We start from the raw sequence: 13,134 nt of genomic DNA on the forward strand, positions 1-13,134 counted from the left end.
TTATCGGTGCGGCCGCGTCGGAACACCATCGACCGAGTCCGCGCCGAGCCCACATCCGTCGTCCGCGGTCGTGCGCGGGTTGCATCCACCGGGGACGACGGATGTCGGCGGGCCGTCAGGCGGGTACCGCCTCGCGGACGTCGTCACCGATTCGATCGTGATCCGGCTCGTCCTCCGGTGGTTCGGCGGCACCCCGATCGTCGTCGGTGAGTGCCTCGTCTGCAGGTACTTCGGGCGCCACCGTCCTGGTCCGATGGATTGCCACGTTGCAGCGCGCAAGGTCCGGCCCGACGGCGCTGGCCCGCATCTCGAGGTCGGATCGTTCGACGCCGTCGCGATTGGTGTATTCGTTGGTGCGCAGCTGTCCGTAGGCGATGATCGGATCGCCCTTCATCAACGATGCGCCGACGCCGCGCACGAGTCGACGCCAGCACGTGACCGTGAGATAGAGGGTGCCGCCGTCGGTCCATTCACCGGTGTTGCGGTCCTGCCGTCGGGCATTGCTCGCCATCCGAAAGCTGAGGACCTCGTCGCCGGTGGGCGTGGAGCGCTTGACGGGATTGGTGATGACGGTGCCCACAACAGCGCACTGAGCTTCGTACATGGTGTCTTCCTCTCGATGAATATCGCGTGATTGCGATCGAGATCGACACTGCTACGCCGGAGCCGCCCGTGACGGACGTGTTCGCGAAATGTGGACAACCGCTGAGCCTGTGGATGAACGTCCAGGATCGGCTGGTCATGACGCCACTCGTGTCGGACCGGTGTGCTACTCGGTTGTTTCTACGTAAACGTGCCCACCGAGAGCCGGCACCACCCGTCCGGCGGTGAGCGACGCCACCAGCGCTGCAGTCGAATCGGCGTCTGCGACGGCGACGGTGAGCACGGCTCGAGTGTCGTAGGCGGTATCGAGCACCAAGGCCCCGTGTCCGCGTAACTCCGATTCGACGCGTCCCACCTCGGCGTGGTCGAGTTCGAGGGTCAGCACGTCGCGTCGCTCTCGGGTGAGAAACCGAGCCTGGGCAAGTGCCTCGGTGACCGCACCGCCGTACGCGCGGGCCAATCCGCCGGTACCGAGCTTGGTGCCGCCGAAATATCTACCGACCACCGCGACCACGTTGGTCAGCCGATGACCGCGCAACACCTCGAGCATGGGCGTTCCTGCCGTGCCGCTGGGTTCGCCGTCGTCGTTGGATCGCTCGATGCGGTGGGTCAAGTCTTCGTGGACGACAACGATGCCTGCAGCCGAGGATTCGACGATGAATGCCGAACAGTGATGTCCGGCAGTCGGATCCGCTTTCCGCGCCGCTGCGATGACCGCGCGAGCGTCGGCCTCGGTGCTCGCCCTGTCCACCACGGTGACGAACCGCGATCTCTTGACCTCGGTCTCGCACACAACCCGGCCGGCGATCGTTCGAAGCTCGCTCACGCGGCAGCCCAGCTCATGCAACAACCCTGATCATGCAATAGCCCTGATCATGCAGCAACGCTGTCCACGACATCGTCTGCGGCACGGACCAATTGGGCGTACATGCCGTCTTCGGCGAGCAGCGCCTCGTGGCTTCCGACCTCGCGCACGATGCCGTGATCGAGTACCGCGATGGCGTCTGCTGCTCGCACGGTGGACAGGCGATGGGCGATCAGAATGGTGGTACGGCCGTGCATCAAACCGTCGAGCGCTGTCTGCACTGCGCGTTCGGTGCGATTGTCCAGGGCGCTCGTCGCTTCGTCGAGCACCAGAATCGGCGGGTTGCGCAGGACAGTTCGGGCGATTGCGATGCGCTGCTTCTCACCGCCGGAGAATCGGTAGCCGCGCTCGCCGACCATCGTGTCGTAACCGTCGTCGAGGCCGTCGATGAAGTCGTGTATCTGGGCCGTCCGAGCGGCAGCCACGATCTCGTCGTCGGTGGCGTCGGGTTTGGCGAACCGCAGGTTCTCCCTGATGGTGGCGTGGAACAAGTAGGTCTCCTGAGAGACGACGCCCACCAGGTCGGCAATGTTCTCCGACGCCATGTGCCGCAAGTCGACACCGTCGATGGTCACCGAGCCGGCTGTCGGATCATGCAGGCGGGCAACGAGGTATCCCAGCGTGGTCTTGCCCGATCCGGTTGCGCCGACGAGCGCGAGCGTGCTCCCGGCCGGTACGTCGAGATCGATGTTGCACAGTGTCGGGACAGTCGCGGCGGCATAGGTGAAGTCGACGCCGCGGAAAGCGACATCGCCGCGCACGCTCTCTCGCGAGAGTGTGACCGGGTGCTCGGGTTCGGCGACATCGATGGGCAGGTCGAGATACTCGAAGACTCTGCCGAACAACGCCAAGGATGCCTGTACTTCGACGCCGGTGTTGAGCAATTGCATGGTGGGCCGGAACAATTGGGTCTGCAATGCGGTGAACGCGACCAGGGTGCCGATCGTCAATGCACTCCCCTGACCGATGGTGATGCCGGCGAACCAGTACACCAGAGCGGGCATCACGGCGAAGCTGATCTGAATTGTCGCCATCCGCCACTTGCCCGCCATCATTGCGGCCAGTTCGACACCGGCCACCTCGTGCGATCGGTCGGCGAATTTGTCGGTCAACGCCTGGGCGGAACCGGTGGTCTTGCCCAGAAGAATTCCACTGACGGACAGTGATTCCTCGATCTGGACGGACAGATCGCTGAGCAATTTCTGCCGCTTGGTCGAGATCTTGCGACGCTCGTCGCCGATACGTCGAGCGACTCGCACGAAGATCGGCAGGATGATCAGCGAGAACGTGGCGAGCTTCCAATCGAGCAGGAAGAGCGCGACCACGGTCGCTGCGACCGTCGTGGCGTTCTGCGCGATGGACGTCGCGGTGTTGGTGACGACGGATTGCATGCCGCCGATGTCGTTCGCGATACGCGATTGCACCTCACCGGTGCGCGTTCGCGCGAAGAATCCGAGGGACTGTCTCTGCAGGTGCGAATAGACCTGCACGCGCAGATCGTGCATGAGTTGCTGACCGACGCCGTTGGACATCCAGGTCTGCACCACGCCGAGAGTGTTGGTGGCGACTGCAACAGCGATCATGCCGACCGCGATGAGGCTGACGAGCGTGACGTCGCGGTCGGGAATTGCATGATCGAGGAGTTCGCGAAGAAGTAGAGGAGAGGCGAGCGCAATGATGGCGCTGGCCACGATGATCGCGCTGACGACAGCGATCTTGCGCCGGTAGGGCGTGAACAGAGCCAGGACTCGTCGGACTGGCGCTGGATCGGAAGCGAGTGGTACGCGTTCGGGACGGCTTTCCAAGTAGACCTCCGTGGTAGCTGAAGTAATATGCAGAGGTTACCTCACTATGAGGTTGTGAGCAAGCCTCGCTATGATCCGTCGTATGGACACCGGACACTCGCCCAACCTGAGCGATTCGTTCATGGCCGTTGCCCGAAGAATTCGGCGAAGCCACATGACCGCGCTGGAACCGTTCGGACTCAACCCGTCGCAGAGCAGGGCCATGCACGTCTTGGCGCGCGAACGAGAATCGGTCCGATTGCGTGATCTGGCCGAGCACCTCCGTATCGTCGCTCGATCGGCCACCGACATCGTCGACTCACTCGAAGCGGCAAAACTGGTGACGCGAGCGCCGGACCCGAGTGATCGACGCGCTGTCCTGGTCGAGCTGACCGACGCCGGCCGCGCCCTGCTCGACCGCGTCGACGAGGCACGACGTCAGGTGTCCGCGGACCTGTTCGACGGCCTCGAGCCGGCCGAACGCACCGAACTCGACCGGCTTCTGCACAAGATCGCCGGCAGCGACTGAAACGACGCTACTGCCTGCCGTCCCGATCGCGACGGGCCAGCTCGGCGAACATCGCGTTGTGCGCGGCCAGGTCGGCGTCGTGGTCACGTTCGGCGGCTCTATCACCGCGCCTGGCGTCGCGATCGTCGCTGCGGGACCACTGGATCAGCAGTGCGAGCATGACCAGCACCAGAGGCACCTCGCCGGTTGCCCACGCGATGCCGCCACCGAGCTTCTGGTCCCCCAGTAGGTCGGAGTTCCAGTCGAGGCCGAGCGTGCGGTAGAACCAGGCACCCATGACTGTGTTCATGCTCATCAGCGCCACACCGAAGAACGCATGGAACGGCAGTGAGCCGAACACCACGGCGAGTTTGGTGACCGGAGCAATCTTGCGCGGAGACGGATCGACGCCGATGACCGTCCAGTAGAACAGGTATCCGCTGAGCACGAAGTGCAGGTTCATCAACAGATGAGCTCCGTGACTGTCCAGCACGGCCCCGAAGATTCCGCCGAGATAGAGCACGTAGAAGCCGCCCACGAAGATCAGCGCCGCGACGAGCGGGTGGGTGACGAACTGCGACAGTCGACTGTGCAGGCCCATCAGCAACCACTCGCGCATCCCCGGGACGCCGTCCTTGCCTGCCGCGGGCAGGACACGCAACGACAACGTCAGTGCACCACCGAGCGCGAGCAGAACCGGCGCGAGCATCGACAGCATCATGTGTCCGGTCATGTGCACGCTGAACACTGCCGTGGAATACCGTCCTATGCCCGACGACGTACTGATCAGCAGTGTGAGGCAGCCCAGGACCCAGGCGACGGTGCGACCGACGGGCCACGCGTCGCCGCGCAGTCGCAGCCGACGGACCCCGATCAGATACACCACGGCCAGGACGATCGCGGCGGTGCCGAAGATCAGGTCGAAGCGCCAGTCGAAAGCCATACGAGCGAACGTCGGCGGTCCGCTGAGGTCGTATCCGAGCGCGGCCTCGGTCGGCGTCAGGTTCGGGTCGATCTCGGCGGGCGGTGGTGTTCGCCCGAGGCCGACGGCCAGACCAACGGTCGCGGCGAGAACGAGCACCTCGGCCCCGGCGAACCGGAGCAGCGGTCCACGGGCGGTGGGATCGGCGATCAGTGCGGGCAGAGCGCGGCGCCGCTGCATCCAGCCGAATCCGCCGAGCACGATCAACGCGAGAATCTTGCCCACGATCAGCAGGCCGTACGTCGTGGTGAACAGGTCGGCGAGGGACACCCGAACCAGGGCGTTGATGACTCCGCTGATGCCCATGACGACGAAGCAGACGCCGGCGATCGTGGAGAACCGCCGAGCAGCGACGTCGGTGTGCGCGCCGCGTCTGCGGACATGTGCAAGCAGTGCGAACAGCCCGCCCGCCCACAACGACGCGGCGCCGAGGTGCAGGATCAGCGAGTTGGTCGCGATGTCGTGCGATCCGCCCGCCGAGGAGTGACCACTGAGCGCAATGGGCAGCAGAGTGGCCAGCGAGAATCCGAGCAGCGCAGGCGTCCAGGACCACCGCAGTACCGTCCGCGATGCGATGGCGACGACGACGGCCATGATGGCCGTCCACCGCCATGCACTGGCGATCTCCACCTGATCCAGCGCGATCCACAGATTCGCCGGCTTCACGGCCTCGGCGAACCGCTGGCCGGAGGTGTCGGACAGCGTCAACGGCACGAGGAGAAGCGCACATACGGCCCAGACGATGGATGCGACCGAGCCGGTGCGAACCGCCCGGTAGCCGTCCACGTCGAGCACGCCGTTCTTCTGTGGCGGAACCAGGAACGCCGCCAGCAGGAACGAGCCGACCGCGATGACCGCTGCGATCTCACCGATCGCACGCAGGGCGGGCAGTCCGTAGGTGGTGGCCGGGCCGGGATCAGGGATACCGAGCAGGACCAACGCGTCCGACGCGGACAGCATGACGATCAGGGCAGCGACGACACCGGCGATGACGCCGGCAGTGACGAACACCGACGTGGTTGTCGAGCGGGGATCTGCACTGCCCGCACCCTCGTCCGACCGCACATCGCCGGTGGAGTCCCCGGCGTGCGACGGGTCGGTCTTGTCGAGATCCGGTGTGGCCATACCACCAGAGTAAGAGGTGTTCGGCAGTACTCGAAACGCGAGTCCTACACAGCGTCGTACTTTGCCCCGTCCTCGGCGTCCAGCGAGTCGTGGTGGATGCGTCCGTGCTGCTGCCGGAGAGGCGTGCCGCTCCCGCCCCATCTCTGGGCGATGATCTCCGCCGCAATGGACACCGCGGTCTCCTGCGGCGTGCGTGCACCCAGGTCGAGTCCGATCGGGCTCGACAATTGCGCGAGTTCGGTCTCGGTCACTCCTGCCGCCCGTAACCGGGCGATGCGGTCGTCATGGGTTCGCCGCGAGCCCATCGCTCCGACGAACGCCAGGGCCGGAATCCGCAACGCCACTTCGAGCAGTGGCACATCGAACTTCGGGTCGTGAGTCAACACACAGACCACGGTCCTCTCGTCCAACTCCCCCGCCGCCCACTGTTGGTTCAGGTAGTCGTGCGGCCACGCGACCACCACCTGCTCGGCAGCGGGAAAGCGCTGCGGGGTCGCAAACACGGATCGGGCGTCGCAGACGGTGACGCGGTAGCCCAGAAAGGCACCCTGCTGCGCAACCGCCGCAGCGAAGTCGATGGCACCGAACACGAGCATTCTCGGCGACGGCGCATGACTGGACACGAACACCTGCATTCCCCGACCGCGGCGCTGGCCGTCGGTTCCGTACGTCAGAACAGTCGAACGTCCCGCTGCAAGTAGCCCTTTCGCGTCGTCGGCAATGGCGGCGTCCGCCCGCGAGCTGCCGAGGGAACCGCGAATACCCGACTCCGTCAGAACTGCTCTCCGACCGACCCGTGTTGCGTCGGCATGAGCGATCACGGTGGCCACTGCAACCGGGACGTTGCGGCGCACGTTCGCCACGACGTCACCGAACTCGGGAAAGGTGTGCTTCGACACCGCCTGCACGAACACATCCAGCGTTCCCCCACACGTGAGCCCGACTGCGAATGCGTCGTCGTCCGACACCCCGTATCGAGTGAGTATCGGGGTACCGGACTGCATCACGTCGTGCGCCGACTCGTACACGGCACCCTCGACGCAGCCGCCGGACACCGAACCGGCGACCGCACCGTCCTGGCCGACCATCATCGACGCACCCACAGGACGCGGCGCGGAGTCGAATGTCTGCACAACCGTTGCCACCGCGGCCGCGTCGCCGGTCCGCCAGGCGTGCAGTAGCTCGTCCAGAATGTCGTGCATCGAACCTCCTTCGGGTGCCGGCCGGAACGTCTACGACATCACAGGCTTCCCCCTGCACTGCTCCCTCAACCCATGCCGGTGTGATCGCCGTAGGCGGAAAGGTACACTCGTCAACCGTGCTCGAGCGGGCCTGTCCGCGCGTGCCAGCCTCCGTAGCTCAGGGGATAGAGCAAGGGCCTTCTAATCCCTTGGTCGCAGGTTCGAATCCTGCCGGGGGCACCCTCTGACCAGCGCGAACGCTGGCCGACTCGCGTTACTGTGGTTGACTTCGCGTAACGAAGGGTTACACGTGCATCAGCTCACTCTCGGAGTCCTCTCACGTTCGCGCAAGCCCGATGAGCGTCGACTACCGATTCATCCTCTTCATTTCGATCGCATCGACGCCGACATTCGAAGCCGAATGTTCCTCGAATCCGGCTACGGCGAACCGTTCGGAATCTCCGACGAGCACCTGGCCACGCAGGTCGCGGGTATCGGCACCCGCGCCGAACTCATTGCTCGGTGCGACGTGATTCTGCTGCCGAAGCCTCAGGCCGAAGATCTCGAGTCTCTTCGACCCGGCCAGACGCTCTGGGGTTGGCCGCACTGTGTGCAGGACGAAAGGCTCACCCAGATCGCCGTCGATCGCAAGCTCACGCTGATCGCCTTCGAGGCCATGAACCACTGGACGCAGGACGGCTGGTTCAATCTTCATGTGTTCCACAAGAACAACGAATTGGCCGGGTACTGCTCGGTGCTGCACGCATTGCAGCTGATCGGTTCCACCGGGGACTACGGCCGCAGGTTGCGGGCCGCTGTCATCGGTTTCGGAGCCACGGCGCGCGGCGCGGTCACCGCGCTCAGTGCACACGGGATCCACGACGTCGATGTCCTCACTCAGCGTGGGGTCACGGCGGTGGGTTCGCCGATCCACTCGGCCAACATCGTCAATTTCGATCTCGACGACGCCGATCCCCGCCAGAGCCGAGCTCTGACTCCCGACGGTCGAATCCCACTCTCGCAGTTTCTGTCCGACCACGATGTGATCGTCAATTGCGTACTGCAGGATACGAACTCACCACTGACGTTCTTGGCGAACGAGGACCTGCCCACATTGACTCCGGGCACCCTGGTCGTGGACGTCTCGTGTGACGAGGGAATGGGATTCGAATGGGCTCGGCCCACGTCGTTCGCCGACCCGATGTTCACCGTCGGTGACAATGTGCACTACTACGCCGTCGACCACAGTCCGTCCTATCTGTGGAATTCGGCGACGTGGGAGATCAGCGAATCGTTGCTGCCCTACCTTCGCGTGGTTCTCGACGGGCCCGCGGCGTGGAGTGAGGACGCCACCATCGAGCGTTCCATCGAAATCAGGGAGGGTGTCATCGTGAACCCCAATATCCTTGCCTTCCAACATCGCAGTGCGGAGTACCCGCACACTGCAGCATGAGCGTCACGTGGGTCGAGGACGGCATCGAACGATCCGCGCGTTGGCAGTCGGAGAACGGTGCGCCGCCACCGCGGGTGATACGGATCGTCGACGACGCGACGACGGCGGACGTGGCCTACAAGCTGGCGACGATCGGCGAGTCTCTGCTGTGGCGTGGCGATTACAACAACGCTCGCCAGCTCCTGTCGGCCATGACGCGGCGGGTACCACCGGCCACACAGCCCGAGAACGCGTCGCCCGCCGAGCGGTTCCACCTGCATCGTCAGTATCAGGCGCGGCGCGCACGGGTATTGGGAATGCTTCTGGTGCAACTCGATTCGGATCTACGGCTCGATCTCGGCCGAGCGCCGGAGGTGCGATCGGCCGTAGCGGAAGCACTGGGTCCCGATGCCTCGGCCTGCGTGCTGTCACTCCGTGAACTCCTCGGGATCATCGGCGCACACGAGTGGCGCCGCAAGGGAGTGTTCGTGCCGGCGCTGGACGCGTCCGTTCATCCCCACTACGGAGTGTTCTCGCCTGTCCGCGGTGAGTACATCCAGCTCGTCGCCGACGCACCGCTACCTGCCACGGACCGGGCTTTCGACATCGGGACGGGCTCGGGTGTGCTGGCTGCGGTACTCGCGCGCCGGGGCGTACCTGCGGTGGTGGCGACCGACAAGGACCCCCGATCGGTCGCGTGCGCCCGCGCCAATCTCGACGCACTCGGGTACAGCGATCGGGTCGAGGTGGTGCAGACCGACATCTTCCCGAGCGGCCGCGCGGGATTGATCGTCTGCAACCCGCCGTGGATACCCACCAAGCCGACGTCGGGGATCGAGCATGCCGTCTACGATCCCGGTTCTCGCATGCTGAAATCGTTCCTCAGCCGCCTCGGCGGGCATCTGACGCCCGACGGCGAGGCCTGGTTGGTGTTGTCCGACCTCGCCGAGTTGCTCGGATTAGTCACGCGCACAGACCTCCTCGCGTCGATCGACAAGGCCGGCCTGACCGTCGTCGACCGGATGGACACCGTGCCATCGCATTCTCGAGCGACCGACGCCTCCGATGTTCTGCACGAAGCCCGGTCGCGCGAAACCACGTCACTGTGGAGACTGCGCCGCCGCTAGCCATCCGCGCCGAGACACGAGAAAGCCGCCCGAGCAATGCTCGGGCGGCTTCGTCGATCGTGCGGTGAGTCAGTGCCGGTCGCGGGTCTCGAACTCCCCGTTGATCACGGTGCCCAGCGGCGCGTCACGCTCGGCCTTCTTCGCGGCCTCGCGCATTTCGATTCCATCGGTGATCAGATCACCGATCTCGCGAGTGACGTCACGGACCGCTCCGGCGATGATCACCACGATTCTGCCGACGTGTGTCGCCGCAGACTCGGTGAAATCCTGCACGGTGTCCTTGTTGCGCTCGAACCTTCCCACCACCAGGACCGCCCCCTTCGAAGTCGTCACGCTGCGTCGGTCTTCTTACGCTCGACGATAACACTGGCCGGGGCCGCCGATCCGGTGAGCGAGTTGGGCAGAGCGAGCTTGAAGATCTTGCCCCACACGGTGCCGATCTGGTGGAAGAAGCCTCCGGTGTTGTACGGCAGGTCGTACTTCTGGCACAGAGCCTTGACCTCGGGTGCGATCTGCGGGTAGCGGTGCGCGGGCAGATCCGGGAAGAGGTGGTGCTCGATCTGGTGCGAGAGGTTGCCGGACATGATGTGGAACAGTGGCGAACCCTCGATGTTGGCCGATCCGAGCATCTGACGGACGTACCATTCGCCCCGGCTCTCGTCGGCGGTCTCCTCCTGACTGAAGGTCTGCACCCCCGTCGGGAAGTGGCCGCAGAAGATGATCGAGTACGTCCACACGTTCCGGATCAGGTTCGCAGCAACGTTGCCGACCACGGTCGAGGCGAAGAACGGCCCGGTCAGAGCGGGGAAGATGACGTAATCCTTGAGAGCCTGCTTGCCCGCCTTGCGCCACATTCCCTGCAGCAGCGGCTTGACGTCGTGCCACTTCCTCTTACCGGCGACGATGTTCTCGGTCTCGAGGTCGTGCAGCATGACGCCCCACTCGAAGAACGTCATGAGCAGGAATGCGTAGACGGGGTTGCCGAGGTAGTACGGGTTCCACTTCTGGTCCTGATCCATGCGCAGGATGCCGTACCCGATGTCGCGGTCCATGCCGACGATGTTGGTGAACGTATGGTGCATGTAGTTGTGCGAGTGCTTCCACTGGTCTGCCGGGCAGACTGTGTCCCACTCGAACACCTCGGAGTTCAGACCCGGCTCACGCATCCAGTCGTACTGGCCGTGCATGACGTTGTGGCCGATCTCCATGTTGTCGAGGATCTTCGCGACGCCGAGTGCGCCGACACCGGCGAGCCACGCCGGCGGGACGAAAGGCAGGTACATCAGTGCGCGTCCGGTGATCTCGAGCCCGCGCTGCGCCTTGATGATCTTGTAGATGTATTCGCGGTCCTCGTCGCCCAGTTTGGCGACGGTGCGGGCCCGCAGGTCGTCGAGTTCGCGGCCGAGCTCTTCGACCTGTTCGTACGTCAGTACGGTCGGCTCGTCGGGCAGCGTTTCGTTGCGTCGGAAGGGAATGACGGCGGTGGGCAGGATCGAGAGAATCGTTCCGAGCATCTGCTGATCTCCAATTCGATCGGGTGGTGGGCGGGAGCTCCGGGACTAGATGTCGATGTCGACGTCGCCGACGGCAACGGACACACAGAGCTGGATCTTCTTGTCGGATTCGGTGTCGGTCTCACCGGTCTTGATGTTCTTGGTGCAGCCGGACTTCTTCACCGAGGTGCAGGTGAAGCAGATGCCCATTCGGCACCCGTTGGCCGGCGACAGACCGGCTCCCTCGGCTTGTTCGAGCAACGTTGCACCGTCGTTCTCGGCGGCGACGTCACTTCCGGAGAACGTGGTGGTTCCCGTGACGTCGTCGCTCACGGTGGCGAAGGACGGTGTGAATTCCTCGAGGTGCAGTCGGTCGCCGAGCCCTGCGTCGTCGAAGAACGACGTCACGCCCTTCATCAGCCCGGGCGGACCGCACAGGAAGGTATCCGCGTCTGCGAACCACGGTGCCACGGCGTCGAGATGCTCTTTGCCGAAGAACCCGTGCAGGTCCCCGCCGGTCGTCTGCTCGGTGTATGCGAAGACGAGGTTCACGTTGTCGTGCTCGGCGGCGATCTTCTCGAGCTCCTGCTTGTACGCGACGTCGTTCTCGGTGTACGCGTAGTGCAGGAAGGTCAGGTCGCTGCTGTACCCCTCGTCCAGCAGCGACCTGAGCATGGACAGCACGGGCGTGATGCCGCTGCCGCCGCTGATCAGCAGCGTGCGCGCCGGGCGTGGCTGGGGAAGCTTGAAGGTGCCGTCCGCCTGCGACAGGCTGACGACGAGGCCGACGTGGGCGTTCTTGTGCAGATACTGCGAGACCAGCCCCTCGGGGTGCGCCTTGATCGTCAGCTCGATTCGGCCGTCCTTGCGGTACTGCGAACAGGCCGGCGAGTAACAGCGAGTCTGACGTACGCCGTCGATGACCACCCCGACCTGAACGAACTGGCCGGCCTGAAAGCCTTTCCACTGTCGGGTGGGGCGGATGGTCAGCGTCAGCGAATCTTCGGTGGACCGGTGTATCTCGGTCACTTCACCGCGCAGATCACGAACGGTCGTCATGGGGTCGACCAGCTCCAGGTACCGATCGAGCGCGTGGGGCGTGGCCATGGCCTCGAACAGGGAAAGAAGCGAGAACTTGCGCGAACCCGTGGGTCGCGTCGGACGTTCTTGAAGCGTCATTCCATCCTCCCTAACCGGATCGAACCCTACGACCCATTCAGTGAACGATTGTACACTAACATGAGTGTGACAGAGCGACACCGGTACCTGTCAACGTTTATGTGACCGCCATTACAGACCTCATGTGAAGTTCACGGGGACCGCGGAAGCAACCGGAGGGGAGATCACAGAGTGCCCGCCCATAAACTGGACGCCGTGACAGAACCGGGTACCCGCGCGGAGCGCAAGGAGCGCACGCGGCAGGCCTTGATCGACGGCACACTCGATCTGCTTCGCGAACGGTCGTTCGCGAGCGTGAGCCTGCGTGAGGTTGCGCGGTCCGCCGGCATCGTCCCCACCGCGTTCTATCGACACTTCGCGTCCATGGAAGACCTCGGGGTCGCGTTGGTCGAGGACAGCATGCGCATGCTGCGCCAGATGCTGCGCGACGCCAGACGCAACCCGAGTACCAAGACGGCCACCGAATCCTTCGGCATCCTGGTTCGTCAGGTCCGCAGCCACGAGGATCAGTTCCGCTTCCTCAGTCGCGAGCGCTACGGCGGAGTCACCGAGGTACGTCGCGCGTTCGCCACCGAGCTCCGGCTGTTCGTCAGCGAGCTGACCATCGACCTCTCTCGCATGCCCGGTCTCGAACGATGGGACGTCGCCGATCTCGAGATGACGGCCGACCTCCTGGTCTCGACGATGCTGACGGCGGTGGTCGGTCTGTTGGAAATCGACCGACCGGGTAGTCAGAACGAGAAAGACCTCATCGAACGCACCGAGAAGCAGATCCGGATGATCATGCTGGGGATGAGCAAATGGGAACCGCGACGGGCTTGACCGTCGGGCACGAGCGCGAGCCGCGAAGGAGCA

General features: G+C 64.5%; 12 protein-coding genes and 1 tRNA gene. 5 read left to right on the forward strand and 8 right to left on the reverse strand.

Annotated features, from left to right (window positions below; genetic code table 11):
* Positions 1-115: 115 nt before the first annotated feature.
* The 3 genes from ssb to J1M81_RS14260 all read right to left on the reverse strand — a co-directional run bounded on the left by ssb (position 116) and on the right by J1M81_RS14260 (position 3,273).
* Positions 116-604 (reverse strand): single-stranded DNA-binding protein, encoded by a 489-nt coding sequence (gene ssb, locus J1M81_RS14250; RefSeq protein WP_048318588.1) that lies wholly within the window; start codon positions 602-604, stop codon positions 116-118.
* A 165-nt stretch (positions 605-769) separates the two neighbouring features.
* The gene (locus J1M81_RS14255; RefSeq protein ID WP_094717959.1) at positions 770-1,429 is read right to left on the reverse strand and encodes a YigZ family protein; all 660 of its coding nucleotides are present in this window, start codon (positions 1,427-1,429) and stop codon (positions 770-772) included.
* A 47-nt stretch (positions 1,430-1,476) separates the two neighbouring features.
* Positions 1,477-3,273, reverse strand: coding sequence for an ABC transporter ATP-binding protein (locus tag J1M81_RS14260; RefSeq protein WP_206498217.1), 1,797 nt, complete (start codon positions 3,271-3,273; stop codon positions 1,477-1,479).
* An 82-nt stretch (positions 3,274-3,355) separates the two neighbouring features.
* On the opposite strand from J1M81_RS14260, the gene J1M81_RS14265 reads away from it, so the two are divergent.
* Entirely contained in the window at positions 3,356-3,781 is a 426-nt protein-coding gene (locus tag J1M81_RS14265) for a MarR family winged helix-turn-helix transcriptional regulator (protein WP_239535212.1), read from the forward strand.
* A 7-nt stretch (positions 3,782-3,788) separates the two neighbouring features.
* Here the strand turns inward: J1M81_RS14265 and J1M81_RS14270 are convergent, their stop codons facing one another.
* Complete coding sequence (locus tag J1M81_RS14270) at positions 3,789-5,867, reverse strand: cytochrome c oxidase assembly protein (RefSeq protein ID WP_206498218.1); 2,079 nt, start codon at positions 5,865-5,867, stop codon at positions 3,789-3,791.
* A gap of 44 nt (positions 5,868-5,911) precedes the next feature.
* The gene (locus tag J1M81_RS14275; RefSeq protein ID WP_045841288.1) at positions 5,912-7,069 is read right to left on the reverse strand and encodes an XdhC family protein; all 1,158 of its coding nucleotides are present in this window, start codon (positions 7,067-7,069) and stop codon (positions 5,912-5,914) included.
* 146 nt (positions 7,070-7,215) lie between these two features.
* Here J1M81_RS14275 and J1M81_RS14280 point away from each other — a divergent pair.
* From J1M81_RS14280 to J1M81_RS14290, 3 genes are all read left to right on the forward strand, one after another.
* Positions 7,216-7,288, forward strand: a tRNA-Arg gene (locus J1M81_RS14280).
* Positions 7,289-7,358: 70 nt separating this feature from the next.
* Entirely contained in the window at positions 7,359-8,501 is a 1,143-nt protein-coding gene (locus J1M81_RS14285; protein ID WP_032406772.1) for a N(5)-(carboxyethyl)ornithine synthase, read from the forward strand.
* On the forward strand, positions 8,498-9,607 hold the full coding sequence (locus J1M81_RS14290) for a class I SAM-dependent methyltransferase (RefSeq protein WP_206498219.1): 1,110 nt from the start codon (positions 8,498-8,500) through the stop codon (positions 9,605-9,607). Before J1M81_RS14285 ends, J1M81_RS14290 begins: the two co-directional genes overlap by 4 nt.
* Before the next feature lie 69 nt (positions 9,608-9,676).
* Here the strand turns inward: J1M81_RS14290 and J1M81_RS14295 are convergent, their stop codons facing one another.
* Genes J1M81_RS14295 through J1M81_RS14305 form a run of 3 tightly spaced genes read right to left on the reverse strand, consistent with a single transcriptional unit; the run spans position 9,677 to position 12,279 of the window.
* Positions 9,677-9,913 carry a hypothetical protein gene (locus tag J1M81_RS14295; RefSeq protein ID WP_027497606.1) on the reverse strand — a complete coding sequence of 79 codons (237 nt, stop codon included), beginning with the start codon at positions 9,911-9,913 and terminating at the stop codon, positions 9,677-9,679.
* Between the two features lie 23 nt (positions 9,914-9,936).
* Positions 9,937-11,121 carry an acyl-CoA desaturase gene (locus tag J1M81_RS14300; RefSeq protein ID WP_032368223.1) on the reverse strand — a complete coding sequence of 395 codons (1,185 nt, stop codon included), beginning with the start codon at positions 11,119-11,121 and terminating at the stop codon, positions 9,937-9,939.
* Positions 11,122-11,166: 45 nt separating this feature from the next.
* Positions 11,167-12,279, reverse strand: coding sequence for a ferredoxin reductase (locus tag J1M81_RS14305; RefSeq protein WP_032368224.1), 1,113 nt, complete (start codon positions 12,277-12,279; stop codon positions 11,167-11,169).
* 195 nt (positions 12,280-12,474) lie between these two features.
* Here J1M81_RS14305 and J1M81_RS14310 point away from each other — a divergent pair, with 195 nt between their 5' ends.
* Positions 12,475-13,101, forward strand: coding sequence for a TetR family transcriptional regulator (locus J1M81_RS14310; protein ID WP_032368471.1), 627 nt, complete (start codon positions 12,475-12,477; stop codon positions 13,099-13,101).
* Positions 13,102-13,134 lie beyond the last annotated feature (33 nt).

This window comes from Rhodococcus sp. KRD175 (assembly GCF_017168275.1).
GTDB lineage: Bacteria > Actinomycetota > Actinomycetes > Mycobacteriales > Mycobacteriaceae > Rhodococcoides > Rhodococcoides fascians.